Genomic DNA, 24,221 nt, shown 5'->3' on the forward strand with positions numbered 1-24,221 from the left:
ATGTATGAGACGCCGGGCGGGACGATCTACCATCTCGCCCACCGGGGTATCGAGCAGATCACGCTCGATCGCGGCGCCGCGCACCTCAAGGACGAGCTCGCGCCGCGCTATGCCGAACTGATCTATAACGGCTTCTGGTTCAGCCCCGAGCGCGAGATGCTGCAGGCGGCGATCGACCACAGCCAGGACAAGGTCACCGGCACCGTCCGGCTCAAGCTCTACAAGGGCGGTGTCCACGTGATCGGTCGCAAGTCGCCGCACACGCTCTATTCGGAGAAGGTCGTCACGTTCGAGGACGATCAGGGCGCCTACGACCAGCGCGACGCGGCGGGCTTCATCAAGCTCAACGCGCTGCGCCTGCGCCTGCTGGGCCGCCGCGACGGCCGCTGAGCCGCTCCTCGCCCCGCCTTACGTCGTACGGGACGACGGCGTGATCCTGACGGTCAGGGTCACGCCGCGCGCCGCGCGCACCGGGGCGACGGGTCTCCACCTCCAGCCCGACGGCCGCACCGCGCTCGCGGTCCGCCTTGCCGCGCCCCCGGTCGACGGCGCCGCCAACAGCGCGCTGGTGAAATGGGCCGCCGCCACGCTCGGCCTGCCGCGCGCGGCCGTCACGATCGAGGCCGGCGACACCAGCCGCCTCAAGCGCCTCCGCCTCGCCGGCGACTCCGCAACGCTCGCTGCCCGGATCGAGGCGCTGCTTCGGCAAGCGTAAAAAGCGGCGCCCGGATCATCCGGTCAGCGCGCCGGCGTGGGCGGTTCGGTGCGCTCGGCATCGTCAGGCGCCTGCCATTCGAGGCGAAGCGACCCGGCTGCGATCCCCGGCGCCGCCTGTCCGCCGCGGCTGACGATACCGTCCGCGACCGCGCGGCGCTGGGCCAGCATGCCGCCATTGACCGCGATCGCGCGCCGCAGCCGTTGTGCCGCCCATGCGGCCGTATCCAGCGCCTCCCCGTCGATCACGCCTTCCACAAGCCGGATCGGCGGCAGCGCGACATCGCCAGGCGGCGCAAGCTGGATCGTCCATTGCGGCAGGGCGCGGTGCGCGCGCGCCTCCAGCATGCGATAGCCCGACAGGCCCAGCCCCGGCAGCGCCGCCGCGGTCGCGTAGAGTGTCCGTTGCTGCGCGTCGGCGCGGACCGTCGCGGGCTGCGCGCCTGCGATCAGGGCAAGGTCGGCAACGGCGCGCTGCTGGCGATCGGCCTCGGTCGGCGCGTTGCCGCCATTGGCCCGGGCGATCTGCGCGACCTCGACCCCGCTCGCGTCGGGCGCGACGTGCAGCTGATCGACATGCAGGTCGACCGGCCGGCCAAGGCGCTCGCGCAGGTCGCTGGCAAGCGCGCGGTCGGCAAGGGGGTCCAGCCGTGGCGTCAGCACCACCGCCCGGATGCGGATCGGCTTGGCATCGTGATCGATGTCGAGCTGGCTCAACCGCGATCCGTCCGCGAACCGGCTCTGGATCGTGTCGCGCACCTGCCGCCGGGCGACCGCTTCGAACGCGATCTGGCGGAGCGCCGTGCCCAGGGGAACGGAGAGAATGCCGAGCGCCACGACGAACAGGGTAAGCTGCCAGCCCGTATGCTGCGGCGAGAGATGGGCGCCGAAGCCGTAGACGCGCGCCACCAGCGCGGCGGTGAGCGCGATGGTGATGGCGTTGGTGAGGAACAGCAGCAGCGAACCCGCGAACACCGTCCAGTTGAGCGTGGCGATGCCGAAGCCGACCACCACCAGCGGCGGCATCAGCGCGATCGCGATCGCGACTCCGACGACCGTGCCGCCGCGACCCCGGATCAGCGCATAGGCGCCCGCGAGCGCCGAAAGCAGCGCCACGAGCAGGTCGAACAGCGTCGGCCGCGTGCGGGCCGCAATCTCGCTCGTGATGGTTTGGATCGGGGAAAGCGCCACGAATATGACTGACAGCATCACCGCGATCGCCGCGCCGGCCACCAGCGCGGTGGCGGCACGGCGCATCTCGTGCGTGTCGACCGTGGCGATCCCGAAGCCGACCCCGATGATCGGCGTCATCAGGGGTGATAGCAGCATCGCGCCAATCAGCACGGCGACCGACGGCATCAACAGCCCGAGCAGGGAAAGCGTGGCCGAAATGACGATCAGGAATGCATATCGGCCGGACCAGCCCGAATCCTCAATGATCTGCCGCAGCACCGCGTCATGATCCACTCCACTGACGACCCACATCGACCACCATCGACGCAGCTCGGATCGACCGCGCGGTTTGTATTCACCCATTGCCTGCGCCGCTCCTGCTTCCGACGGCCTCCTGCTAGGGCAGTGGCGCGGTGGGGGCGACCCCTCGCATGTCCGCAATGCCGCCGATGGTCCGACATGCCGAACTTTGGGGAGTCCGGCCGCCAAGGCTGGTCTTTTCCCCGCAGCCTTGTGTAAGCCGCCGCATGCCTGAACCACGATCGTCGAAGGCTGGCGCACGCGGGTGGACGCCCGCGCGCTATCGCGCGCTGCTGCGGGCCGAAGGGCCCTCGTCGATGCGGTTCAGAACCCGGCTGGCGATTTTGCTCGGTGCGGTCGCGATCGGGCTGGCCGCGACGCTCTTCGCCACCGCCGCCGACGCCGCCGGGCAGCTTTTCGACCTCTATGTCGCGCGCCATCCGTGGCTTCCGCTCTTGAGCACGCCGCTGCTCTTCGCCCTCCTCGTCTGGCTGACGCGGCGCTTCGTCCCGCTGGCGCGCGGGTCGGGCATCCCCCAGGTCATCGCCGCGCAGCAGGACCCCGAACGGGCGACGGGGTCGCTGGTGTCGGTGCGAACGGTCGTGGGCAAGGCGCTGCTGACACTCGGGGCCGTGCTGGCCGGCGCATCGGTGGGGCGCGAGGGGCCGACCGTCCAGATCGCGGCCGCCGTCATGGGCCTCAGCCACCGTCTGTTCCGTGTCCCGCTGCGCGGCGCCGTCCTGATCGCGGGCGGCGCGGCGGGGGTGGCGGCGGCGTTCAACACCCCGCTGGCCGGGCTGTTGTTCGCGATCGAGGAATTGGCGTCCGCCTATGAGCAGCGGGTTACGTTGCTCGTCATCGCCGCGATCGTGATCGCCGGCATGGTCGCGCAGACGGTGCAGGGCGACTACGTCTATTTCGGCCTGATCGGGGCGCACATGACGATCACCTCCGCGCTCATGGCCGTGCCGTGCGCCGGCATCGTCGGGGGCGTCGCGGGCGGGCTGTTCGCGCGGCTGATGCTGACCATGGCGACCGCGAGCAACCCGGTCACCGGCTGGGCGCGCCGAAGCCCTGTCGCGTTCGCCGCGCTTTGCGGATTGGTCGTCGCCCTCCTCGGCGTCGGCACGGGCATGACCTGGGGGACCGGCTACGGCGCCGCGCGCGCGATGATCGCCGGGGTCGATGCACCCTTATGGTTCGGCCCGGCCAAGTTCCTCGCCGCGCTGGCGACGGCGGTCGCGGGGCTGCCGGGCGGCATCTTCGCCCCGTCGCTGGCGGTGGGGGCAGGGGTCGGCAACCTCCTCCAGCCGATCTTTTCGGGAATGCCGGCCTCGTCGATCGTGATCCTCGGGATGGTCGGCTATTTCGCCGGTGTCGTCCGCGCGCCGCTGACCGCCGTCATCATCCTGTCGGAAACCACCGCCAGCCGCGGGCTGATGCTGCCGATGTTCGCGACCGCCTTCATTGCGGACGGGTTCAGCCAATTCGTCTGCCGCGAGAAGCTGTATCACGGCCTGTCCCGGACCTTCGCGATGCGTCCGTAATCGGCGCCCACATCATCGGGGCCCGATGACCGCTGGCCTCGCAATTTGAGAACAAAACAGGTATAGAGAGCCGGCTCTTTCCCATCGTCGGCACAGGCTCCACCGTCTGCTAGGTGGGAGCAGGCGCACGGCTCGGCACCGCACACGGCGCATCGCGCCGCACGAGCGTGAACTTCCGTAAACTTTGGACGCGACCTCGTCAGGTGCGGCCGCCTCGCCTCAATGGCGGAAGTGGCGCATTCCGGTGAAGACCATCGCCAGCCCGGCCTCGTCGGCGGCGGCGATCACCTCCTCGTCGCGGATCGATCCGCCCGGCTGGATCACCGCCGTGGCCCCCGCCTCGACCGCCGCGAGCAGGCCGTCGGCGAACGGGAAGAAAGCGTCGGAGGCGACCGCCGACCCGATCGTCTTGGGCTGGTCCCAGCCCGCCTTGCCGGCCGCGTCCTTCGCCTTCCACGCGGCGATGCGCGCGCTTTCCAGGCGGTTCATCTGCCCCGCGCCGATCCCGGCGGTGGCGCCGTCCTTGGCATAGACGATCGCGTTCGACTTGACGTGCTTGGCGACGATCCAGGCGAAACGGCAATCGGCCAGCTCCTGCAGCGTCGGCGCGCGCCTGGTGACGACGGTCAGCCCGTCCTCCGGCACCTGCCCGTTGTCACGCGTCTGGAGCAGCATCCCGCCCGCGATCGACTTCAGCGTCATGCCCGGCCGCTTGGGATCGGGCAGTTCCCCCGTCAGCAGCAGGCGCAAATTCTTCTTGCGGGCGAACACCGCGCGCGCGTCCGCATCGGCGTCGGGGGCGGCGACCACCTCGGTGAAGATGCCCGAAATCGCCTCGGCCGTCGCGCCATCGAGCGGGCGGTTGACCGCGATGATCCCGCCGAACGCCGACACGCTGTCGCAGGCGAGCGCCGCTTGGTACGCCTCGATCAGCGTCTCGCCGGTCGCGACCCCGCACGGATTGGCATGCTTGACGATCACCACGGTGGGCGGGCCGTCCTTGAACTCGCTGACGAGCTCCAGCGCGGCGTCGGCATCGTTGTAATTGTTGTAGCTCAGCGCCTTGCCCTGCACCTGCTCGGCCTGCGCGATCCCGCGCTCGTGCGGCCAGTGCGGCAGGTAGGCGGCGCCCGCCTGGTGCGGGTTCTCGCCATAGCGCAGGCCGGGCTCGACCCGGCGCCACGGCGTGACGAGCGTGTCGGGGAATTGCGCCTGCTGGTCGCTGAACGCGAACCACGACGCGATCGTCGCGTCATAGGCGGCGGTCGCGGCGAACGCCTTGGCGGCGAACAGCTTGCGCTGGTCGATCGTGGTCGTGCCCTCCGCGACGACCGCATACTCGGCCGGGTCGGTGACGATCGCGACGAAGGCGTGGTTCTTGGCGGCCGAGCGCACCATCGACGGCCCGCCAATGTCGATATTCTCGATCACCTCGTTGCGGCCCGCGCCCTTCGCGACGGTCTGCGCGAAGGGGTAGAGGTTCACCACCACCAGATCGATCGCGCCGATCCCGTGCTCCTCCATCGCGGCGACGTGCGCGGCATCGTCGCGCACCGCGAGCAGCCCGCCATGGACCTTGGGGTGCAGCGTCTTGACCCGCCCGTCCATCATCTCGGGAAAGCCGGTCAGGTCCGACACGTCCTGCACCGCCAGCCCCGCCTCGCGCAGCGCCCGGGCCGTGCCGCCGGTAGACACCAGCTCGACGCCCTTGGCGGCAAGCGCCCGGCCCAGTTCGACCAGCCCGGTCTTATCGGAAACGGAAAGCAGCGCGCGGCGGATGGTGATGTCGGTCATGCGCGCGCGTTTAACGGCCAAGGCGCGGATGGCCAGGATTTTTGCTCCGTCAGCGATCGAGCAGCCGCTCCATCAGCCATACCCGGATCGCGCTGGCGAGGTTGGCCGGCGCGTCGTCCGCGACCCGCGCCGCGTCGATCCGCGCGACCAGCGCGCTGATCGGCAGCGCATCCTCCTCGGCCGCGCGCTTCAGCGCCTCCCAGAAGACGGGCTCGAGGCTGACCGAGGTCGCGTGGCCGGCGATCATCACCGATCGTTTGACCGGGCCGGCCATCGCGTCAGTACATGTGCTGGCCGCCGTTGATCGACAGCGTCGATCCGGTGACGAAGCCCGCATTCTCGCCGGTCAGGAAGATGACGCCACGCGCGATCTCGTCCGCCTTGCCCAACCGGCCGACCGGGATCTTGGCGACGATCTTGGCGAGCACGTCCTCGGGCACGGCGGCGACCATGTCGGTGTCGATATAGCCCGGCGCGATCGCGTTGACCGTCACGCCGAAGCGCGCGCCCTCCTGCGCCAGCGCCTTGGTGAAGCCGTGAATGCCCGATTTGGCGGCGGCGTAATTGACCTGGCCGTACTGGCCCGCCTGGCCGTTGATCGAACCGATGTTGACGATCCGGCCCCAGCCGCGCGTCTTCATCCCCGGAAACGCCGCCTTGGCCATGTTGAAGCAGCCGCCCAGATTGGTGTCGATCACCTCGCGCCACTGCTCCCAGCTCTGCTTGAGCAGGGTCGCGTCGCGGGTGATGCCGGCATTGTTGACGATGATGTCGACCGGGCCGAGCTCGGCCTCGACCTGCTTCACGCCGTCGAGACAGGCCTGATGATCGGCCACGTCCCATTTGTACGCCTTGATGCCGGTGCCTTCGGTGAAGGCCTTCGCCCGTTCGTCATTGCCGGCATAATTGGCGGCGACGATGATCCCTTCCGCCTTGAGCGCGAGGCTGATCGCCTCGCCGATGCCGCGGGTTCCTCCGGTCACGATCGCAACGCGCGCCATCTGCCTCTCCATGTTCGAGTTGGCCTGAAGCCTAGGAAGCGCTTACCCATCCCGCAAGCTCCCGCCGCAGCAGGGCGTGCAACATTTCAATGCTGCCGGGTGTCGCGTTGAGGCAGGGCAGGGCGGCGAAATCGGTGCCGCCCGCGCCGATGAACGTGTCCCGCCCGCGGATCGCGAGTTCCTCCAGCGTCTCGACGCAGTCGGCCGAGAAGCCGGGCGCGACCACCGCGACGCGCGTGATGCCCTGCCCCGGCAGCCCCGCCAGCACCCGATCGGTCGCGGGCTCCAGCCACTTGGCGCGGCCGAAGCGCGACTGGAAGGCAGTGACCAGATCGCGCCCCAGCGCCTCGCCCAGCAGCCGCGCGGTCTTGCGGCAATGGCAATGGTAGGGATCGCCGAGGTCCAGTGTTCGCTGCGGCATCCCGTGGAAGCTGACGACGATCGCCTGCGGCGCAAACGGCAGCGCGGCCAGCGACGCCTCCACGCTGTCCTTCAGCGCTGCGATGTAGCCGGGATCGTCGTAATAAGGCGGCAGCGTGCGGATCGCCGGCTGCCACCGCATCGTCGCCAGCGCGGCGAAGGCGTGGTCGTTGGCGGTCGCGGTCGTCGCCGCGCAATATTGCGGGTAGAGCGGCGCGATCAGGATCCGCTCGCACCCCGCCGCCTTCATCGCCGCCAGACGGTCGGGAATGGCGGGACGGCCGTAGCGCATCGCGTGATCGACCAGCACGTCGTCACCGAACAGGTCGCCGAGCGCGCGCGCCTGTGCCGCCGAGATCGCGGCGAGCGGCGAGCCGTCTTCGCCCCACACCTGGGCATAAGCGTGCGCCGACTTCTTCGGGCGCGTGGTCAGGATCACCCCGCGCAGGATCGGCTGCCACAGCAGAGGCGGGATCTCCACCACCCGCCGGTCGGAGAGAAATTCGGCGAGGTAGCGCCGCACCGCGCCGGGCTCGGCCGCGTCGGGCGTGCCAAGATTGACGAGCAGCACGCCGACACGGGGGCTGGGGATCGCGGGATGGTCTGGCGGCGGGGTCATGGCATCCTCAGCGGCAGGCTGCGCAGCCGCTTGCCCGTGGCGGCGAACAAAGCGTTGGCGATCGCCGGGGCCGCCACCGGGACGGCGAGCTCCGCCACCCCGCCCGGCGCCTCGCCTGACCGGATCAGGCTGACGCTGATTTCGGGCATGTCGCGCAGGCGCGGCAGGCGGAGCGCGTCCAGCCCGGTCTGCCGGACGCGCCCATCCGCAGTGTTGACTGAACCGCCCAATGCCTGCGCCAGCCCCCAGATCAGCCCGCTTTCGATCTGCTGACGCGCGCTGTCGGGATGGATGACGCGGCCGATGTCGGCGACCGCCGCCAGCCGCACGACGCGGATCGCATCGCCATCGAGCGCCGCCTCGGCCATCACCGCGACATGACTGCCGAAGGCGCTGAGGCAAGCCAGGCCCTGGCCGGCGCGCGGCTCTCCGCTCCAGCCGCCGGCCGCCGCCGCCTCGCTCAGGCAGCGCGTGAGGCGCGGATTGCCCCCGAGCAGCCGCATGCGAAAGGCCAGCGGATCGACCGCCGCCGCATTGGCCAGCTCGTCGACGAACCCCTCGATGAAGAAGCCGGTCGCGGCATGCGCGCCAGCGCGCGCGACGCCCGTCGGCAGCGCGATCTCGGCCGGGCAATGCGCGACCGACAGGACCGGGAGCTCATAGCTGGGCACCGCCCCCGCCGCCGCAAACGCGTTCTCGCCGATGCGGGCGAGCCCGGGGATCAGGTTGGCCCCGCCCGGGGTCGCGAGGCGCATCCGCCACGCCGCGATCCGGCCCGCTTCGAGCCGCGCCGACAGATGCGCGCGCGCCGGCGGGGCATGGCGTCCGCGCTGCATCTCCTCCTGTCGGCTCCACATCAACTGCACCGGGCGCTTGGCGTGGATCGCCAGCGTCGCCGCCTCCACGATCGCGTCATGCGCCAGCTTGTGGCCGAAGCCGCCGCCGACCGGCATCGGATAGAGCGTGATCCGATCGGCCGGAAACCCCGTCGCGCCCGCGAGCGTGGACACCGCGTCCTGCGGCGCCTGCGTCGGCGCCCACACCTCGATCCGATCGCCGTTTACACGCGCGGTCGCGACCAGCGGCTCGAGCGTCGCATGGGGCGAGAGGCCAATTTCGTAGCGCGCCTCGATCGCGCCCGGCCCGGTCAACACGCTTTCGGCGTCACCGGCGCTTGCGATCACCTCGCCGTCCGCGCTCAGCGCCGCGTCGAGTGCCTTGCCGATCCCCGCGCTGTCGGCCACCGCGCCGCCAGCGGCGAAACGCGGCGCAAGCTTGTCGAGCGCGCGGTCGGCGGCCCACCAATTGTTCGCGAGCGCGGCCACCCACGTATCGGTCCGCACGACCCCGACCACGCCCGCCTGACGATCCGCCGCCGCCAGGTCGACCGCCGTCAGCAGGGGATCGCCGATCGGACCGTGCCGGATCGCGGCGAACACCATGTTGGGCAGGCGGACGTCGCCGGCATAGCGGATCGTGCCGTCGACCTTGGCCGGGAGATCGAGGCGCGGCACCGGCCGGCCGCTCAAGCCGCCGATGCCGACGCGGCGGAGCGGCGGTTCGGACGGCGGGTCGAACCCGGCCGCCTGCGCCGCGAGCTCGCCGAAGCGGAACCGGTCCTCGCCGCGAACGACGAAGCCCGCCTCCGTATCGCAGGCCTGCCAGTCGGCGCCCAACCGCTCCCCCGCCGCCATACACAGCAGGGCCCGCGCGGTCGCGCCCGCCACACGAAACGGCTGCTCGAACATGCGGACCGATGTCGATCCGGCGGTGATCGTCAGCGCCTCGCGAGTCGCCCATTCACGCGCCGCCCAGCCGCCGGCCCCGCGCAGCAGCGCCGGTCCGGATGCCGCCGCCGCATCGGCCGCGAGCAAAGTGTTGGCATAGAGCGGATTGAGCGGCGCCGGCTCGACCCCGACCTGGCGCCAGTCGGCCCCGAGTTCGTCCGCCAGCGCCTGCGCGAGCGCGGTCCAGATTCCCTGTCCCATTTCCGCCTGCGGGACGACGGCGGTGACACGCCCTGTCGTGTCGATCTTGAGAAAGGCGTTGAGCACGGTTTCGCCCTCGCGCGCGGCGAGGTTGGGGCGGTAATCGCGCGGCCACAGGCCCCAGGCGAGCAGCAGCCCCGCGCCCGCGCCGCCACCGATCAGCAATGTGCGCCGGTCGATGCCCCTGCCTGTCGATCGTGCCATGGCGGACCTCTAGGGCGGCGCGCGGGCCGGGTCGAGAGCGGGAACAAGCCGTCCCCGCGCCGGTTCTGCGCGCGACGTTCAAACGTGGGAGAATGCGCGATGGCCGCCTTCAACAAGGACATGATCGAACTCGCAACCGCGAACGACTTCTTCCAGAAGGAGGTCTACCTCGACCGCAACATCCAGATCGTCCTGATGAGCATTCCGGCCGGCGAGGATATCGGCGAGGAAACGCACCGCGCCGACCAGACCACCTTCTTCGTGGCGGGCGAGGGGCAGGCGGTGGTCGATGGCAGCCGCAGCCAGTTGGGCCCCAACCGGATGATCGTCATCCCCAAGGGCGCCAAGCACAACATCATCAACAAAGGGACAAGCCCGCTCAAGCTGTTCAGCGTCTACGCGCCCCCGGCCGAGCCCGCCGGCGTCGCGCACCGGACCAAGGCGGAAGCCGAGGCGGCCGAGGAAGGTTTCGTGAGCCGCGCCGCCAAGCGGGTGAAGGAGGCACTGGGCGGCGGCTGAGCCTCAGTCCATCAGTTTGCGCATGAAGTAAGTGATCTCCAGCGCGTTGGCGCGCGCCGCCTGCTTCAGGTTGGCGCCCGCCGCGTGCCCGCCCTCCATATTCTCCCAATAGAGATAGGGCAGACCATATTCCTTCATCCGCGCGGCGAACTTGCGCGCCTGGACCGGGCCGACACGGTCGTCGCGCGTCGTCGTCCAGATGAACGGCTCGGGATAGGACGCGCCGCGCCGGAGCTGCTGATAGGGCGAGGTTTTCTCCCAGAAGGCACGCTCGGCCGGCACGCTCATGCTCCCATATTCGCCGACCCACGACGATCCCGCCGAAAGCTGTTCGTAGCGCAGCATGTCGAGCAGAGGGATCTGGATCGCGACCGCGCTCCATAGATCGGGGCGCTGGGTCATCTCGACCCCCATCAGCAGCCCGCCATTCGATCCGCCGAAGATGCCGAGCCGCCGTGCGGAGGTGAAACCCCGCCGGGCCAGATCCTCGCCGACCGCCGCGAAATCGTCGTAGATCACCTGCCGCTTGGTCTTGAGACCCGCCTGGTGCCACGCCGGGCCGAACTCGCCGCCGCCGCGGATATTGGCGAGGACGAACGCGCCGCCCTTCTCCAGCCACAGCTTCCCGCGCGTGCCGAGATAGGACGGCGTGTAGGAGACCTGGAAACCGCCATAGGCGGTCATCAGCGTCGGGGTGGCGCCGTCGCGCTTGGCATCGGCACGGTGAACAATGAAATAGGGGATCTTGGTGCCGTCCTTCGACACCGCCTCATATTGTTCGGTGACGAGGCCCGTCGCGTCGAACCGCGGCGGCATCGCCTTGACCTGCGTCGCGCTGGCCTTCGCGGCGTCGGCCAGCCAGACCGACGTGGGCACGGTGAAACTTTCGACCTGCAGGAACAGTTGGTCGGTCGCGCGGTCGTGGCTGACGATATTGACCGCGCTATTGTCCGGCAGGGGCAGCCGCTTCGCGTTCCACCCATCATCCGCCGGTGCGAAGCGCCACGCCTGCCCACGCACATTGTCGTAGATCGCGGCGACGACATGCCCCTTCGTCACGGCAACCGTCTCGACCGACTGGCGTGGGCTGGGCGCGAACAGCAGTTCGTCCCCCGCGACCTTGCCGTCGACGATCCGCACCGCGACCAACGCGCCGGCCTTGTGCCCGCGCCAATCCTCGTTGATCGTCACGATCAGCCGCCCGGCCGCCAGCCCCGCGACCGACAGCTGAGCCGGCAGATCGAGCCGGGTCACGCGATCGCCCTCGACCAGCAGCGTCTCGCTGTCGAAGAAGGTGATCGCGCGCGAGATCAGCAGCAGGCGCCGTCCGTCGCCGTCGACCAGCGACATCGGGGAGACGCCGACATCGCTCGGCTGGCCGCGCCACACCTCGGTCGCCTGGTCGAGCGGACGGCCGCGCGTGACGCGCTTGACCACGAAGGCATAGCCCGAGCTGGTCATCGTGCCGGGGCCCCAGTCGCGCGCGACGAGCAGGCTGTCGGGCGTCTCCCACGCAAGATCCTGCTTCGAGGTCGGCAGGGTGAACCCGCCGGCAACGAACGTGCCGCTATCGAGATCGAATTCGCGCGCGGTGGTCGCGTCCTCGCCCCCTTCGGAGAGCGAAAGGATGCAGCGTTTCTCGGTGACAGGCTCGCACTGCTCGCCCTTCCACACCCACTTCTTGCCTTCCGCCGCCGACAATTGGTCGAGGTCGAGCAGGGTGCGCCAGCGTGGCGTCGCGGTCAGATAGTCCACAAGCGTCGTCGTCCGCCACAGCCCCTGAACGTGCGCCGCATCCTGCCACAGGTTGAGCACCTGATCGCCCCGGACGAGGTTCGGCTTCGGCACGCGGTCGGTCGCCTCTGCGATGCGCAGCGCGTCGGCATAGAGGCCGGAATAGCGCGGATCGCGTTCGAGCACCGACAGGGTGCGCGTATTCTCGGCCTCGACCCAGGCGAGCGCCTTGGGCGCGAAGATGTCTTCCAGCCAGACGTGCGGATCGTCGGCGGGCGGCGCGGCATCGCTCATCGTGGACAAGGCGGCAAGCAGGAGGGGGAGAAGCCGCCGGAGGCGCGGTGCCATCGTTGATCCTTCATGGTTGCCGCCACAGTGCCGATCCCGCCGCCTGCGTCAATCGATCGGCTTGCCGGGGGGCGGGCTTTTCGCCAGACCGCGACCCGCAATGCCGCGCGCCTCCCTCCTGCTGCGATCGATCGTGCTGCTCGCGGCGGTGCCGGCGGGGGGCTATGGCGCGTTCCGCCTGCTCCAGGCCACGCCGGATACCGTGGTCGACGTGCACCGGCTGGGGCCGCCGCCGGTCGGCGCGGTCCATTTCGGCGGTCCCGATCGCCCGTCCCGCGCGCTCGCCACGCTGCTGCGCGCGCGGATCGACGCGGTTCCGGCCGGCGGGCGGATCGCATGGGCGACCTATTATTTCCGCGACCTCGACCTCGCCCGCGCGCTGATCCGGGCGAGCGATCGGGGCGTGCGCGTGACGCTGACATTCGACGGGAGCCCGCGCCTGGGCGGCGCCAATGCCGCGGCGATCGATCTGCTGCGTCGTCACGGTTTAGGGGGCGGGCTGGTGCTGCGCCAGCGGCCGGCCCTGTTGCGCGCGGTCGCGGGCCGGCTGCACAGCAAGATCTATATGTTCTCGCATCCGACGCCGGTCGCCTTGATCGGATCGTTCAACCCGTCCGGCGACGCCGATACCGATCGTGCCGTGATCGACGAGATCGGCGATCAGGATCGCGGGCACAATCTGCTGGTCGAGGTGACCGGCGCGGGGCTGGTCGCCGCTCTGGAGGCGCAGGTCCAGCGGATCGTGGATGGCGGCGGATCGGCCGGACGGTTCGGCCTCCAGGCCAACCGCATCGTGCGTGACGGCGACACCGACCTGTTCTTCTACCCCCGGCTCCGCCCCGAAGTGGTCGAACGCGCGGTCGACGCGCTGGGGCCGGGTGATCGCATGTGGGGTGCGATCTCACACCTCAAGGCGGACATGGTCGATCGGCTGGCCAGGGCGGGAAGCGCGGGCGCCCGGATCGAGCTGGTGGTGCACGACACCGAGCGCCGCGTGCCTGAAGCCGCCGTGGCACGGCTGCGGGCGGCGGGCGTCGATGTGCGGCGCTATGCCCATCCCGACGGCCTGCCGATGCACGCCAAGTTCCTCGTCCTCACGCGGAACGGCCAAACCACGAGCTACGTCGGCAGCCTCAATTACAACCGCAATTCGCGCTGGCTGAACGACGAGGTGCTGATGCGCTCGGGCGATGCTGCGCTGGCGCGCGCGCTCATCGCGCGCCACGCCGCGATCGGGCGCGAGATCGATGGCTTTGCGGGCCGCTGACGGTTTGCCGCGCGCCGCGCGCTGGGCTAGGCGGCGGACATGAGCCTGGTCCCCCTCGCCGCCACGGCGGCACCGCTCACCTATGCGAGCCTTCATCTGTCGCCGGTCGCGCTCGACCTCGGCATCCTGCAGATCCGCTGGTACTCGCTGGCTTACATTGCAGGCATCGTCATCGGCTGGTGGTATCTCACCCGCCTGATCGCGCGGCCCGGCGCGCCGATGACGCGCGCGCATGCCGACGATTTCGTGTTCTACGCGACGCTCGGCATCATCCTCGGCGGACGGATCGGCTACGTCCTCTTCTACGATCCCTGGATGCTGCGCGAGCCGCTCCGCGTGCTCAGGTTGTGGGAAGGGGGCATGTCCTTCCACGGCGGCGCGTTCGGGACGATGATCGCGGTATGGTGGATGGCGCGCGCCAATCGCCTCTCGATGCTGCGCGTGCTGGATTATGTCGCCTGCTGCGTCCCGTTCGGGCTGTTCTTCGGCCGGCTCGCCAACTTCGTGAACGGCGAATTGTGGGGCCGCATCACCGACGTTCCCTGGGCGATCGTCTTTCCGGGTGCCGAGGCCGGCCCCTATCCGCGTCATCCGAGCCAGCTTTACGAAGCCGCGCTGGAAGGCGTCGTGCTGTTCGCGATCCTGTTCGTGCTCTTCTGGCGGACGCAGGCGCGCTACAAACCGGGGATGCTGCTCGGCACCTTCCTGACCGGCTATGGCACCGCACGCTTCCTGGTCGAGTTCGTGCGCGAGCCCGACGTCCAGCTCGGCATCCTGCCGTGGGGTCTGTCGATGGGGCAGACGCTCAGCCTGCCGATGATCCTGACCGGCATCTTCTTCATCGCCACCGCGCCACGCCGCCGCGTGCGGGTCGAGCCGATCGCCGGCGATGCCAGCGTCGCCTGATCCGACCCCCGATCTGACGGGGACGATCGAGGCGCTGATCGCGGGCGAAGGACCGATCACGGTCGAACGCTACATGGCGCTCGCGAACGCGCATTATTACGCGACGCGCGAGGCGATCGGCGCGGCGGGCGACTTCATCACCGCGCCCGAGGTCAGTCAGATGTTCGGCGAGCTGGTCGGCCTCGCGCTTGCCGACCTGTGGCAGCGCGCGGGCACGCCCGAGGTCGCATTGGTCGAACTGGGGCCGGGGCGGGGCACGCTGGCGGTCGACATGCTGCGCGCGATGGCGAGCGCCGGTCTCCGCCCCCCGCTCCATCTGGTGGAGACCAGCCCGCTGCTGCGCGAGCGCCAGCGCGCGCAGCATCCCGACGCGATCTGGCACGATACGATCCAGACGCTGCCCGCCGATCGCCCGCTGCTGGTCGTCGCCAACGAATTCTTCGACGCGCTGCCGATCCGCCAGCTCGTCCGCACGCTGGACGGCTGGCACGAGCGGATGGTGGCGAGCGGGCCGGACGGGTTCGAGGCGCGCCCTGGCGCGCGCGCGCGACGGCGAGGTGCCGCCGCACCTGCGCGATGCCGATCCGGGCGGGATCATCGAAAGCTGTCCCGCCGCGCGCAAGCTCGTCCATGCTTTGGCGCGACGGCTGCACGATCAGGGCGGTGCGCTGCTCGCGATCGATTACGGCCATGCTGGCGGCGCGCATGGCGATACGCTCCAGGCGGTCCATGCCCACGCTTATGCCGATCCGTTCGCGCGGCCGGGCGCGAGCGACCTGACCGCGCATGTCGATTTCGGCGCGCTCGCCGGATCGGCGCGCAGCGCGGGCGTCCATGTTACCGGGCCGGTGCCGCAGGGCCAGTGGCTGGTCGCACTCGGCCTCGCGTCGCGCGCGGGCGCGCTCACGCGCAGCGCGCCGCTGCGCGCGGACGAGATCGCCGCCGCCTATCGCCGTCTCACCGCCCCCGACGAGATGGGCGAATTGTTCAAGGTGATGGCGATCACCGCGCATGGCTGGCCCGAGCCGGCGGGCTTTCAATGAGCGTCCCCGTCCCGTTTCGCGCGACGGCACTCGGCGCGGTGCCGCACGGCTTCCTCGGGCGTGAGGGCGGCGTGTCGACCGGCATTCTCGCCGGGCTGAACGTCGGCTTGGGATCGGGCGACGATCGCACCGCGATCGCCGAAAATCGCCGCCGCGTGGTCGCAGCGGTGCTGCCCGGCGCGGCTTTGGTCACGCTGCATCAGGTCCATTCGGCCGAGGCGGTCGTGGTGACCGCGCCCTTTCCCGACGACGCGCGTCCCCACGCCGACGCGCTGGTGACCGACCGGCCCGGCCTGCTGCTCGGCGTGCTGACCGCCGACTGCGCGCCCGTGTTGCTGGCCGACCCGCAGGCCGGCGTCGTGGGCGCGGCGCATGCCGGGTGGAAGGGGGCGATCGGCGGTGTCACCGACGCCGCGGTGGCGGCGATGGAACGGCTGGGCGCGGATCGCGCGCGGATGGCAGCGGCGATCGGCCCTTGCATCGCGCGTGCGTCATACGAGGTCGACGAGGCCTTCCTGCGCCGCTTTGACGAGGCCGACCCGGAGAATGAGCGCTTCTTCGCGCCGGGCGCGGGCGATCGCTGGCATTTCGACCTCGAGGCCTATGTCGCCGCGCGGCTCGCGGCGGCCGGGGTGGAGCGGATCGAGATGCTCGGGCTAGACACCTATCCCGACGAACGCCGCTTCTTCAGCTACCGCCGCGCGACGCATCGCGGCGAGCCCGATTACGGGCGGCAGATCGCGCTGATCGGCCTGCCCGCCTGATCCGGCCTCAGAAGGGCGACCAAGTCGCCTTCTCGGTAAAGCGCATATAGCCGAGGTTCGCGCCGAGCCGCCAGCCGACCCCCAGCCGGATCGGGATCAGCACCTTGTCGCCGCGCCGCAGATAGCTCGCGGTCAGCCCGCCCACGACATAGACATTGCCCTCGACCGCCGGGAAACGCTGGAACAGCTCCTGGCTGTCATAGAGGTTGTAAACCAGCACGAACGTCTTGGCGCCGTTGCCGCCCACGTCAAAACCGACCGACGGCCCGGTCCAGTAAACCGGGCGCTGCCCCTCCACCTTGTGGAACATCGTGCCTGATCCGTAGCGCAGGCCCACGACGAAGGCACCGCCCGCCTCGCGCCCGGCGATATAGGCGTTGGGTCGGCCCTGCTCCTTGAAGATCTTCTCGACCAGTTCGGCGAGGCCCGCCGCGCCCTTGCCGAACACCCCCTCGGCGGCGGCGAGCACGTCGCCCTCCTGGTACGTGCCGCCCGTGACTGCGTCGCGCGCCTGGATCTCCGCCTGCGAGGCGGGCGGGGGCGCCTGCGTGCCCTGCGGCTGCGCGGGAGCCGTCGGAGCAGGAGGCGGGGGTGCATCGGCGGGTGGATCGTAGGCGGGCGTCTCCGGCGCCGACGTCGCGGCCATGGCGCCGGCCTGGTTCGGATCGACCGTGCGCACCTGCGCGGTCGCGGCACCGCCGATCAGCGATGCGCCCACGAGCGAAGTCACGATGTGCCGGATCATCCCAGTCTCCCTTTCGTCTTCTATAGGGAAGCCCGCGCTTACGCGGCAATGAACAAGCGGCAGGCTTGGCGTTGATCGCGGCGGATCACGCCGCTATAGCCGCACCCAGCCGGGCCTGGAGACGTGGGTGAGTGGCTGAAACCAACGCTTTGCTAAAGCGTCGTATGGGAAACCGTACCGAGAGTTCGAATCTCTCCGTCTCCGCCACCCTTTCGATCCCGAACACCATGGCGCCGAACGACGTTCGGCGATCGCGCTGGCGTCCAGGGGATGTGGTCTAAGACACCGATCGGCAGGGCGCGACCTCGCACGCATTGACGGGCGTCAAAGTGCCCGCGCGTTTCAGCCGCTAGCGGCGCCCCATGGACTGCGACGTGATCGTGATCGGCGGCGGGCCGGCCGGGCTCGCCTTCGCAAGAGGGCTGGCATCGAGCAGCCTGGCGATCGTGCTGGTGGAGCGGCAGTCGCTCGCGGCGCTGGCGGAGCCGGCCGACGACGGGCGCGAGATCGCGCTCACGCATCGGTCGGCGGATCGTCTGAAACGCCTGGGCGCGTGGGACCACATCGATCCGACGCAGGTGGCGCCGCTCAGCGCCGCGCGCGTACTGAATGGCGCGTCACCGTTCGCGCTCGCCTTTGGTCCGGCCGAGGGTTGTGGGGGAAGGCTGGGCCAGCTCGTCTCGAATTGGCGGCTGCGGCGGGCGCTCTTTGCGGCGACGGAGGGGCAGACCAGCCTCAACATCCGCGCCGGTGCCGGCGTCACCGGCCTGCGGCGCTCGGACAGCGGCGTCGAGGTGGAGCTCACCGACCGAACGCGACTTCGCGCGCGATTGCTGGTGGCAGCCGATTCGCGCTTTTCCGAAACGCGCGCGCGGCTTGGCATCGCGGCGGACATATGCCGGCTCGGCAAGTCGATGCTGGTCGTGCCGGTCGAGCATCAGCGGCCCCACGACGGCGTCGCCCTGGAATGGTTCGGTCACGGCCAGACCATCGCGTGCCTCCCGCTTGCCGATCCGCTGCGGTCGTCGGTCGTCCTTACGCTGCCCGAGGATGCGATCGCCCGCCTCGCCATGGCGGAGCCCGCTTTGCTTGCCGAGGAGCTGTCCCGACGCTCGGCCGCGCGGCTTGGGCCGCTCCGCCCGCTTTCCCGGCCCTTCGTCTATCCGCTTGCCACCGTCTGGAGCCGCCATTTCGCCGCTCCGCGCGCCGCGCTGATCGGCGATGCGGCGGTCGGCATGCACCCGGTAACCGCGCACGGATTCAATCTGGGATTGCTCGGCGCCGCTACGCTCGCGACGCGGGTCACCGCCGCCGCCCGATCGAACGGGGACATCGGCGCCGCGACAGTGCTGCGTGGCTATGAAACGACGCATCGGCTGGCCGCCGCACCCTTGTTCGCCGCGACGGGCGCAATCGTGCGCCTGTTTACCGACGATCGGCCGGCGGCACGGCTCGCCCGCCCGGCGCTGCTGCGCGCGGCAAGCCTGGCGCCCGTCCGTGCCGGCGTGTCCCGTCTGCTGGCACGGCACTGAGCATCCCATGAACGCCCCACCCCCCGACGGCCCGACCCCGTTCGAACGGATCGGCGGTGACACGCGGGTGAGGGCGCTGGCCGATCGCTTCTATGACCTTATGGAATCCGACCCCCGCTATTCCCGGCTGCGGGCAATGCATGGCGAGGATCTGGCGCCGATGCGGCACGCCTTGGCCGGGTTCCTGACGGGCTGGCTGGGCGGCCCGCGCGACTGGTTTCAGACGGGCCGGTGCATCATGTCGGCGCATCGGGGGATGGCGGTCACTCCGGCGACGGCAGGCGCGTGGTTGCACGCCATGGGCCGGGCGATGGCCGACACCGATGTGCCGCCGCCGGTCGCGAACCAGATGCGCCACGCCTTCGCCCGGATGGCCGCCGCCATGATCGTCGCCGAATGACCCGGGAGGACCGTCTATGACCAGCATTTCGGAAAAGCCGCGCTTCTGGGATCGCACACATCACCTCGGGCGGATGGATCTGCGCGCACTGATCGCGGCCTACTTCACCCATTACGCGGTGATCGCCTATCTGCTGCTGGCCGCCATCAGCGTCGCGGCGTTCGCGCGGTGGCCGGCCCCGCCCGCCGCGACGCTGGTAACCGTGGCGACGATCGCGCTCGCTTATCCGCTGATCTGGTATGCGCTTCATCGCTGGGTGCTGCACAGCCGGTGGATGTTCAAGGTGCGGCCGCTCGCGCGCATCTGGAAGCGGATCCATTACGATCATCACATGGACCCGGACCGGCTGGAGATCCTGTTCGGCGCGCTGCACACGACGCTGCCCACCCTGCTGGTGGTTGCGGCGCTACCGGGCTGGCTGATCGGCGGGGTGGGCGGCGCGCTGGCGGGCTTCGCGACCGGGTTGCTCTGCACCTGCTTCTACGAATTCATGCATTGCGTGCAGCATCTGGGGTGGAAACCGCGCAATCGCTGGATGGCGACGATGAAGCGGCGCCACAACGAACATCATTTCCATGACGAGGACGGCAATTTCGGGATTACCAATTTCGCTTACGACCGGCTGTTCGGCACGCTGTACGCCCGTGCCGACCGCCCCGCGAAGAGCCCCACCGTCTTCAACCTCGGCTATACGAACGAGATGGCGGCACGCTATCCCTGGGTCGCCCGTGCATCGGCTACCCGGAGACACCAACCCTCTCCACGGCGAAGGCAGCGATAGCGGAATTCGGAGCGCCCGGCCGCAGGCCTCCTCGCCCGGTCAGTCGGCGCGCCCGATCGCATGAAGGCCCGCGCCATGCCGGCGCAGCCAGTCGCGCTCGGCCGCGGGCTCCCGCCCCAGCAACGTCACCACTGCCGCGTGGAAATCGGGCCCATGGTTCATGTGCAGCCGATGCGCCACCTCGTGCGCCACGGTCGCCTCCAGCACCGCCGGCGGCGCGAGGATCAGTCGCCAGCTATAGGCGATGTCTCCCTCGGACGAGCAGCTGCCCCAGCGGCTGCGCGCGTCGCCGACCCGCACCCGGCCGATCGTCACGCCGGCACGCGCGGCGAAACGGCGCGTCTCCCCCTCCAGTTCGCTCAGCGCCTCGGCGCGCAGCCAGCGCAAAAGCCGCCCCGGGGCCAGATCCACCGGGCCGCCCACGCGGAGCAGCGCACCGTCGCGGCGTACGCTGCGTGGTCCACCGTCCCAAGACAATGTGAGGTCTTCGCCCCGCAGCGGCAGGATCGCGCCGTCGATAAACGGGCGCGCCGGCGCGGTCCGCGCGAGCGCCGCCTCGATCCAGGCACGCTTGCTTTCGACCCAATCGAGCGCGGGCTTGAGCGGCTGGCGGCGCGGCAGCGTCAGGCTGATCTGCCCGTCGCGCGGATCGATCGCGAGACGCATCCGCCGCGCCGTTGCCGAGCGGCGGACGGCCAGCTGGCGGGTGCGCCCGCCGGCGGTGAAGACAGGCTCAGAGCTCGCGGTCGACAAGATGATATTCGAGCTCGCCGGCATCGTCCTCCGACACGGTCCAGCCGCGCGTCGACATGCCCGCCGTATGCACCGCCTCGCGGCTGCCGCTGATCAGATAATGCCAGTCGAACAGCGGCTTGCCCTCCGCCACCAGCCGATAGGCGCAGGTCGAGGGGAGCCAGTCGAGCGTGGCGACCTTGGCCGGGGTCAGCCTTACGCAATCCGGCACGAAGCGCCGGCGGTTCTTGTAATCGCGGCATGCGGCGTTCTTGCGGTCGAGCAGCCGGCACGCGACGTTGGTGGCGTAGAGCGCGCCCGTCTCCTCGTCCTCCAGCTTGTGGAGGCAGCATTTGCCGCACCCGTCACACAGCGCCTCCCACTCGGTGGCGGACAGCCGGTCGAGCGGCTTTTCTTCCCAAAAGCGGCTCATCGCACCCACTTTCGCAGTTCGGCCACGACCTGCCCGGCGTCGGCATCGACGGGCAGGAGCGCGATCGGCTTCTGGTCCGGCCCGAACAGGATCGCGATGCGCGGATGATCCATCAGATACCCGTCCGTACCCTCAGCGGGCGGCTGCTTGCGATAGGCGATGGCATATTGCTTGGCGACGGCGGCGATCTGCGCCTCGCTTCCGGTCAGGCCGATGAAGCGCGGATGGAAGGCGGCGGTGAACCGCTTGACCACGGCGGGCGTGTCGCGCGCGGGATCGACCGTGACGAAGACCGGCTGGATGCGCCGCGCCAGCGCGGGATCCTGCGCGTCGAGCAGGCGCATCGCCTTGCCTAGCACCTGCATGTCGGTCGGACAGGCATCGGGGCAGAAGGTGTAGCCGAAATAGAAGATCGCATATCGGCCGGCCAGTGCCGCGCTCGAAAAGCGGCGACCGTCCTGATCGGTCAGCGCGAAGGGGCCGCCGATCGCCGCGCCCGCCAGCGGCGGCTGCGGCGCGGGCCCATGGCAGGCGGTCGCCCCGAAAGCGAGGATCGCGCCGAGGCACAGCGCGCGAAAGGCTTTGTTCATGGTGTGCTTAGGCATGCTTTGCTATGCGCGTGCTGACAAGCCGGGCCGGGGGCCGCGGCACTCTTACGGAGCGGAATATGGGCGTGCGCGGCGGGCTTTCCAAGCTGTTGGCGATTGCGCTGGCGGCATCGGCCATGATGCCGGCGGCGGCGCAATTCTCCGACAGCTATAATTTCCTGAAGGCGATCAAGGACGCCGACAATGGCAAGGCGCTCGAATATCTGGGCAAGCCCGGCGGGTCGGTAATCAATATCCGCGATGGCGGCACGGGCGAGACCGCGCTCCACCTCGTCATCCGGCGTCATGATCAGACCTGGATCAACTATCTGCTGTCGAAGGGCGCGCAGACCGAGATCAAGGATCGCGACGGCAATACGCCGCTGATGACCGCGGCCCAGCTGGCCGACGGCGACGCGGTACGCGCGCTGCTCCAGCGCGGCGCCAATGCCAACGCGACCAATTCGCGCGGCGAGACTCCGCTGGTTCTGGCGGTTCAACAGCGCAATTATCCGATCATGCGCCTGCTGCTCGCCAGCGGCGCGAACCCCGACATCGCCGACACGATCGCGGGCAAGAGCGCGCGCGATTATGCCAAAGAGGATCAGAGAGGCGGCGCGACCACGCTGCGCGTGCTGGCGGACGCCAAGTCGACCGGCCCCAAGAAGGAAGTCGCGGGGCCCACGCGCTAAGGCGGTGATCCACGCGCGGGTCCGATGGCAGGAGCCGCGCGCTAATCCAGCCCGGCCAGCCCCGGGTCGAGCCCGCCCAGCAGCCGCTGCGCCGCGCGCCGGGCAAAACGCAAAGTTTCCACCTTGCGTCTTGCAGCGGCAAGCGGGCGCGTCGCGGGCTCACGCAGCATCTCCGCGTCATAGCGATCGGCCACGATCAGCCCGGCAATGTCGGGCCGAAAATGCGCCTCGTCGAACGGCGCAAGCGCGAATCCCGCCGGCACCGCCCAGATGAAACGATCGCAATAATCGAGATATTCCGGCCATTTACCGTCACCGCGCAGATCCGCGCGCGAACATTTGATCTCGACGATCGTGATGCAGCCTTTCGCATCGAGCGCCATCAGGTCGGCCCGCCGGCCGTTGCCGAGCGGCACTTCGCACAGCGCGACCAGATCCTGCCGCCACAACAGCCGCGCCACCCCACGCGCCACATCGGCCGCTACCAGAGGGGCATCGTCGAAGCAGGAGGGAAGACTCGCCATTCCCCAGCGTTAGAACGTTTCAGGAACCACGGGAAGTCTAGCCCGTCACCTCCTCGATCAGCGCCTGTCCGTCGGCGACGTCCAGCTCGAGGATCCAGAGATCGGGATCGGTGCGCCGCCGCTTCGCGAGATAATCGGCGCGTGCATCCGGATTCTCAGGGCCCGCCGCCGACCAGCGATACGCGCCGTCGCGATCCAGTTGGCGTTCGAGCAGCGCGCCCGCTTCGCCCCGCTCGGCAAGCTGGATCAGCAACGCGCCGGCGGTCGCATCGCCGCGCGCCAGCACCATCGCGTGGCCCCCCGCCGCTTGGGTCCGCCGAATCAAAGCCGCCACCAGCATCCCGGCAGCCAGCCGGGGCGCCGTCATATCAGGCGGCGTCGCGCGTGTCGGACTGCGCGAACAGCGCATAGAGCGCGTCGGTCGATCCCGCGCCGCGCAGCTTGGCCACGAACGCGCGATCGCGCAGCCGGCGGCTGACGCGCGCGAGCGCCTTCAGATGCTCGACGCCGGCGTCCGGCGGCGACAATAGCAAGAAGACGAGGTCGACCGGCATGCCGTCGATCGCCTGAAACTCGACCGGTTCATCCAGGCGCGCGAACACGCCCACCACCTTGGTCAGGCCTTCGATCTTGCCGTGCGGAATGGCGATCCCGCCCCCGAACCCCGTCGAGCCGAGGCGCTCACGGTCGAGCAGCCGTTCCAGAATCAACTTCTGATCGGTGCCGGTCAGCTTCGCCGCGCATGCCGAAAGCTGCTGGAACAGCGTCTTCTTGTTGGGAACGGCGATGCTCGCAAGCACCGCCTCGGCTCCCAGGAGGTCGGAAAGGTCGTCCATCGATGCGGTCACAATCCAAGGTAAGGCGGGTGCGCCCCCGGGTCAGGCGGCGCGCTGCGGCTCCACCCAGCCGATCGTACCGTCGCCGCGCCGATACACCATGTTGAACGCCCCCGTCCCGCTATTCTTGAACAGCAGCGCGTTGGTGTTGCGCAGGTCGAGCATCATCACCGCGTCCGACACGCTCGCCTCGGGCACGTCGACCCGCGTTTCGGCGATGACCAGCGGGTGATCGCCCTCGGGTTCCTCCTCCTCGACCGGCGCCTGGAAGACGGTGTAGCCGGCATTCGCCTCGATCTCGGCGGCGGTCGGCCCGGCGTTGCGGCTCTTCAGCCGGCTCATGTAGCGGCGCAGCTGCTTTTCGATCCGGTCGGCCGCCTGGTCGAACGCGGGATGGGCCTCATTGCCCTGGCCCGACCCCTTCAGGATCACGCCCTGCATCACATGCGCGACGATGTCGCACGAGAAGCTCGCGTGGGGCCCGGTGCCGAAGGTGACGTGGGCGGAGATGCTGCGCGAGAAATATTTCTCCGCCAGCGCCTGCAGCCGGTCCTCGACATGGACGCGCAGCGCATCGCCCGTATCGACCTGATGGCCCGAAACCCGAATGTCCATTAT

General features: G+C 69.8%; 26 protein-coding genes, 1 tRNA gene and 2 pseudogenes. 14 read left to right on the forward strand and 15 right to left on the reverse strand.

What is annotated here, in order from left to right:
• Together ACOJSF_RS10650 and ACOJSF_RS10655 are read left to right on the forward strand one after the other, a co-directional pair.
• Window positions 1-390, forward strand: a pseudogene (locus ACOJSF_RS10650) (argininosuccinate synthase); the annotation flags it as partial.
• Between the two features lie 40 nt (window positions 391-430).
• Window positions 431-715, forward strand: a complete 285-nt coding sequence (locus ACOJSF_RS10655; protein WP_420142180.1) for a DUF167 domain-containing protein — start codon at window positions 431-433, stop codon at window positions 713-715.
• A 23-nt stretch (window positions 716-738) separates the two neighbouring features.
• On the opposite strand, the gene ACOJSF_RS10660 is transcribed toward ACOJSF_RS10655, so the two are convergent.
• Window positions 739-2,250 (reverse strand): DUF389 domain-containing protein, encoded by a 1,512-nt coding sequence (locus ACOJSF_RS10660; protein WP_420142181.1) that lies wholly within the window; start codon window positions 2,248-2,250, stop codon window positions 739-741.
• 164 nt (window positions 2,251-2,414) lie between these two features.
• Between ACOJSF_RS10660 and ACOJSF_RS10665 the strand changes: the two genes are divergently transcribed.
• Entirely contained in the window at window positions 2,415-3,734 is a 1,320-nt protein-coding gene (locus tag ACOJSF_RS10665) for a chloride channel protein (RefSeq protein WP_420142182.1), read from the forward strand.
• A gap of 219 nt (window positions 3,735-3,953) precedes the next feature.
• Here ACOJSF_RS10665 and purH read toward each other — a convergent pair whose 3' ends face one another.
• The 5 genes from purH to ACOJSF_RS10690 are packed head-to-tail and all read right to left on the reverse strand — an operon-like array spanning window position 3,954 to window position 9,760.
• Window positions 3,954-5,528, reverse strand: coding sequence for a bifunctional phosphoribosylaminoimidazolecarboxamide formyltransferase/IMP cyclohydrolase (gene purH / locus ACOJSF_RS10670; RefSeq protein WP_420142183.1), 1,575 nt, complete (start codon window positions 5,526-5,528; stop codon window positions 3,954-3,956).
• Window positions 5,529-5,577: 49 nt separating this feature from the next.
• Entirely contained in the window at window positions 5,578-5,802 is a 225-nt protein-coding gene (locus ACOJSF_RS10675) for a ribbon-helix-helix domain-containing protein (RefSeq protein ID WP_420142184.1), read from the reverse strand.
• A gap of 4 nt (window positions 5,803-5,806) precedes the next feature.
• Entirely contained in the window at window positions 5,807-6,529 is a 723-nt protein-coding gene (phbB, locus tag ACOJSF_RS10680) for an acetoacetyl-CoA reductase (RefSeq protein WP_420142185.1), read from the reverse strand.
• Between the two features lie 31 nt (window positions 6,530-6,560).
• Entirely contained in the window at window positions 6,561-7,568 is a 1,008-nt protein-coding gene (hemH, locus tag ACOJSF_RS10685; RefSeq protein WP_420142186.1) for a ferrochelatase, read from the reverse strand.
• On the reverse strand, window positions 7,565-9,760 hold the full coding sequence (locus ACOJSF_RS10690) for a molybdopterin cofactor-binding domain-containing protein (RefSeq protein ID WP_420142187.1): 2,196 nt from the start codon (window positions 9,758-9,760) through the stop codon (window positions 7,565-7,567). The genes hemH and ACOJSF_RS10690 overlap by 4 nt, the downstream gene beginning before the upstream one ends.
• A gap of 99 nt (window positions 9,761-9,859) precedes the next feature.
• Between ACOJSF_RS10690 and ACOJSF_RS10695 the strand changes: the two genes are divergently transcribed.
• Window positions 9,860-10,279: a cupin domain-containing protein gene (locus tag ACOJSF_RS10695; RefSeq protein ID WP_420142188.1), complete on the forward strand. Its 420-nt coding sequence runs from the start codon at window positions 9,860-9,862 to the stop codon at window positions 10,277-10,279.
• A 3-nt stretch (window positions 10,280-10,282) separates the two neighbouring features.
• Here the strand turns inward: ACOJSF_RS10695 and ACOJSF_RS10700 are convergent, their stop codons facing one another.
• A complete protein-coding gene (locus ACOJSF_RS10700) occupies window positions 10,283-12,361 on the reverse strand; it encodes a prolyl oligopeptidase family serine peptidase (RefSeq protein ID WP_420142189.1) in 2,079 nt (692 codons plus the stop codon).
• Between the two features lie 100 nt (window positions 12,362-12,461).
• On the opposite strand from ACOJSF_RS10700, the gene ACOJSF_RS10705 reads away from it, so the two are divergent.
• The 5 genes and pseudogenes from ACOJSF_RS10705 (at window position 12,462) to pgeF (ending at window position 16,341) form a co-directional block, all read left to right on the forward strand.
• On the forward strand, window positions 12,462-13,628 hold the full coding sequence (locus tag ACOJSF_RS10705) for a phospholipase D-like domain-containing protein (protein ID WP_420142190.1): 1,167 nt from the start codon (window positions 12,462-12,464) through the stop codon (window positions 13,626-13,628).
• 39 nt (window positions 13,629-13,667) lie between these two features.
• Entirely contained in the window at window positions 13,668-14,534 is an 867-nt protein-coding gene (gene lgt, locus ACOJSF_RS10710; RefSeq protein ID WP_420142191.1) for a prolipoprotein diacylglyceryl transferase, read from the forward strand.
• A 160-nt stretch (window positions 14,535-14,694) separates the two neighbouring features.
• Window positions 14,695-14,988: pseudogene (locus ACOJSF_RS10715) on the forward strand (SAM-dependent methyltransferase); the annotation flags it as partial.
• Window positions 14,989-15,091: 103 nt separating this feature from the next.
• The gene (locus tag ACOJSF_RS10720; RefSeq protein ID WP_420142211.1) at window positions 15,092-15,577 is read left to right on the forward strand and encodes an SAM-dependent methyltransferase; all 486 of its coding nucleotides are present in this window, start codon (window positions 15,092-15,094) and stop codon (window positions 15,575-15,577) included.
• Entirely contained in the window at window positions 15,574-16,341 is a 768-nt protein-coding gene (pgeF, locus tag ACOJSF_RS10725; protein WP_420142212.1) for a peptidoglycan editing factor PgeF, read from the forward strand. Before ACOJSF_RS10720 ends, pgeF begins: the two co-directional genes overlap by 4 nt.
• 7 nt (window positions 16,342-16,348) lie before the next feature.
• Here pgeF and ACOJSF_RS10730 read toward each other — a convergent pair whose 3' ends face one another.
• Window positions 16,349-17,086 carry a DUF1134 domain-containing protein gene (locus ACOJSF_RS10730; protein WP_420142192.1) on the reverse strand — a complete coding sequence of 246 codons (738 nt, stop codon included), beginning with the start codon at window positions 17,084-17,086 and terminating at the stop codon, window positions 16,349-16,351.
• Between the two features lie 117 nt (window positions 17,087-17,203).
• Between ACOJSF_RS10730 and ACOJSF_RS10735 the strand changes: the two genes are divergently transcribed.
• From ACOJSF_RS10735 to ACOJSF_RS10750, 4 genes are all read left to right on the forward strand, one after another.
• Window positions 17,204-17,293, forward strand: a tRNA-Ser gene (locus ACOJSF_RS10735).
• A 155-nt stretch (window positions 17,294-17,448) separates the two neighbouring features.
• Complete coding sequence (ubiM, locus tag ACOJSF_RS10740; protein ID WP_420142193.1) at window positions 17,449-18,618, forward strand: 5-demethoxyubiquinol-8 5-hydroxylase UbiM; 1,170 nt, start codon at window positions 17,449-17,451, stop codon at window positions 18,616-18,618.
• 7 nt (window positions 18,619-18,625) lie between these two features.
• Window positions 18,626-19,018 carry a group II truncated hemoglobin gene (locus tag ACOJSF_RS10745; protein WP_420142194.1) on the forward strand — a complete coding sequence of 131 codons (393 nt, stop codon included), beginning with the start codon at window positions 18,626-18,628 and terminating at the stop codon, window positions 19,016-19,018.
• 16 nt (window positions 19,019-19,034) lie between these two features.
• Complete coding sequence (locus tag ACOJSF_RS10750) at window positions 19,035-19,799, forward strand: sterol desaturase family protein (RefSeq protein WP_420142195.1); 765 nt, start codon at window positions 19,035-19,037, stop codon at window positions 19,797-19,799.
• 39 nt (window positions 19,800-19,838) lie between these two features.
• On the opposite strand, the gene ACOJSF_RS10755 is transcribed toward ACOJSF_RS10750, so the two are convergent.
• The 3 genes from ACOJSF_RS10755 to ACOJSF_RS10765 form a co-directional block, all read right to left on the reverse strand.
• Window positions 19,839-20,465, reverse strand: coding sequence for a M48 family metallopeptidase (locus ACOJSF_RS10755; protein WP_420142196.1), 627 nt, complete (start codon window positions 20,463-20,465; stop codon window positions 19,839-19,841).
• Window positions 20,466-20,532: 67 nt separating this feature from the next.
• A complete protein-coding gene (locus ACOJSF_RS10760) occupies window positions 20,533-20,964 on the reverse strand; it encodes a YcgN family cysteine cluster protein (RefSeq protein ID WP_420142197.1) in 432 nt (143 codons plus the stop codon).
• Window positions 20,961-21,554 carry an SCO family protein gene (locus ACOJSF_RS10765; protein WP_420142198.1) on the reverse strand — a complete coding sequence of 198 codons (594 nt, stop codon included), beginning with the start codon at window positions 21,552-21,554 and terminating at the stop codon, window positions 20,961-20,963. Before ACOJSF_RS10765 ends, ACOJSF_RS10760 begins: the two co-directional genes overlap by 4 nt.
• A 77-nt stretch (window positions 21,555-21,631) precedes the next feature.
• Between ACOJSF_RS10765 and ACOJSF_RS10770 the strand changes: the two genes are divergently transcribed.
• Window positions 21,632-22,243: an ankyrin repeat domain-containing protein gene (locus ACOJSF_RS10770; protein WP_420142199.1), complete on the forward strand. Its 612-nt coding sequence runs from the start codon at window positions 21,632-21,634 to the stop codon at window positions 22,241-22,243.
• 41 nt (window positions 22,244-22,284) lie between these two features.
• On the opposite strand, the gene ACOJSF_RS10775 is transcribed toward ACOJSF_RS10770, so the two are convergent.
• From ACOJSF_RS10775 to hpf, 4 genes are read right to left on the reverse strand one after another with little or no spacing between them, the layout of a single operon-like run.
• Window positions 22,285-22,767 (reverse strand): MmcB family DNA repair protein, encoded by a 483-nt coding sequence (locus ACOJSF_RS10775; RefSeq protein ID WP_420142200.1) that lies wholly within the window; start codon window positions 22,765-22,767, stop codon window positions 22,285-22,287.
• A 37-nt stretch (window positions 22,768-22,804) separates the two neighbouring features.
• Window positions 22,805-23,176, reverse strand: a complete 372-nt coding sequence (locus ACOJSF_RS10780; RefSeq protein WP_420142201.1) for a DUF1491 family protein — start codon at window positions 23,174-23,176, stop codon at window positions 22,805-22,807.
• Entirely contained in the window at window positions 23,136-23,603 is a 468-nt protein-coding gene (gene ptsN / locus ACOJSF_RS10785) for a PTS IIA-like nitrogen regulatory protein PtsN (RefSeq protein ID WP_420142202.1), read from the reverse strand. Before ptsN ends, ACOJSF_RS10780 begins: the two co-directional genes overlap by 41 nt.
• Window positions 23,604-23,645: 42 nt before the next feature.
• Entirely contained in the window at window positions 23,646-24,218 is a 573-nt protein-coding gene (hpf, locus tag ACOJSF_RS10790; RefSeq protein ID WP_420142203.1) for a ribosome hibernation-promoting factor, HPF/YfiA family, read from the reverse strand.
• Window positions 24,219-24,221 lie beyond the last annotated feature (3 nt).

The organism is Sphingomonas sp. (genome assembly GCF_048594985.1).
Taxonomy (GTDB): Bacteria; Pseudomonadota; Alphaproteobacteria; order Sphingomonadales; family Sphingomonadaceae; genus Sphingomonas_I.

Coding starts and splice junctions, on each gene's coding strand:
- ACOJSF_RS10660 (WP_420142181.1), bottom strand. CDS start 2,250: ATGGGTGAATACAAACCGCGCGGTCGATCCGAGCTGCGTCGATGGTGG.
- ACOJSF_RS10665 (WP_420142182.1), top strand. CDS start 2,415: ATGCCTGAACCACGATCGTCGAAGGCTGGCGCACGCGGGTGGACGCCC.
- purH (WP_420142183.1), bottom strand. CDS start 5,528: ATGACCGACATCACCATCCGCCGCGCGCTGCTTTCCGTTTCCGATAAG.
- ACOJSF_RS10675 (WP_420142184.1), bottom strand. CDS start 5,802: ATGGCCGGCCCGGTCAAACGATCGGTGATGATCGCCGGCCACGCGACC.
- phbB (WP_420142185.1), bottom strand. CDS start 6,529: ATGGCGCGCGTTGCGATCGTGACCGGAGGAACCCGCGGCATCGGCGAG.
- hemH (WP_420142186.1), bottom strand. CDS start 7,568: ATGACCCCGCCGCCAGACCATCCCGCGATCCCCAGCCCCCGTGTCGGC.
- ACOJSF_RS10690 (WP_420142187.1), bottom strand. CDS start 9,760: ATGGCACGATCGACAGGCAGGGGCATCGACCGGCGCACATTGCTGATC.
- ACOJSF_RS10695 (WP_420142188.1), top strand. CDS start 9,860: ATGGCCGCCTTCAACAAGGACATGATCGAACTCGCAACCGCGAACGAC.
- ACOJSF_RS10700 (WP_420142189.1), bottom strand. CDS start 12,361: ATGGCACCGCGCCTCCGGCGGCTTCTCCCCCTCCTGCTTGCCGCCTTG.
- ACOJSF_RS10705 (WP_420142190.1), top strand. CDS start 12,462: ATGCCGCGCGCCTCCCTCCTGCTGCGATCGATCGTGCTGCTCGCGGCG.
- lgt (WP_420142191.1), top strand. CDS start 13,668: ATGAGCCTGGTCCCCCTCGCCGCCACGGCGGCACCGCTCACCTATGCG.
- pgeF (WP_420142212.1), top strand. CDS start 15,574: ATGAGCGTCCCCGTCCCGTTTCGCGCGACGGCACTCGGCGCGGTGCCG.
- ACOJSF_RS10730 (WP_420142192.1), bottom strand. CDS start 17,086: ATGATCCGGCACATCGTGACTTCGCTCGTGGGCGCATCGCTGATCGGC.
- ubiM (WP_420142193.1), top strand. CDS start 17,449: ATGGACTGCGACGTGATCGTGATCGGCGGCGGGCCGGCCGGGCTCGCC.
- ACOJSF_RS10745 (WP_420142194.1), top strand. CDS start 18,626: ATGAACGCCCCACCCCCCGACGGCCCGACCCCGTTCGAACGGATCGGC.
- ACOJSF_RS10750 (WP_420142195.1), top strand. CDS start 19,035: ATGACCAGCATTTCGGAAAAGCCGCGCTTCTGGGATCGCACACATCAC.
- ACOJSF_RS10755 (WP_420142196.1), bottom strand. CDS start 20,465: ATGCGTCTCGCGATCGATCCGCGCGACGGGCAGATCAGCCTGACGCTG.
- ACOJSF_RS10760 (WP_420142197.1), bottom strand. CDS start 20,964: ATGAGCCGCTTTTGGGAAGAAAAGCCGCTCGACCGGCTGTCCGCCACC.
- ACOJSF_RS10765 (WP_420142198.1), bottom strand. CDS start 21,554: ATGAACAAAGCCTTTCGCGCGCTGTGCCTCGGCGCGATCCTCGCTTTC.
- ACOJSF_RS10770 (WP_420142199.1), top strand. CDS start 21,632: ATGGGCGTGCGCGGCGGGCTTTCCAAGCTGTTGGCGATTGCGCTGGCG.
- ACOJSF_RS10775 (WP_420142200.1), bottom strand. CDS start 22,767: ATGGCGAGTCTTCCCTCCTGCTTCGACGATGCCCCTCTGGTAGCGGCC.
- ACOJSF_RS10780 (WP_420142201.1), bottom strand. CDS start 23,176: ATGCGCTGTTCGCGCAGTCCGACACGCGCGACGCCGCCTGATATGACG.
- ptsN (WP_420142202.1), bottom strand. CDS start 23,603: ATGGACGACCTTTCCGACCTCCTGGGAGCCGAGGCGGTGCTTGCGAGC.
- hpf (WP_420142203.1), bottom strand. CDS start 24,218: ATGGACATTCGGGTTTCGGGCCATCAGGTCGATACGGGCGATGCGCTG.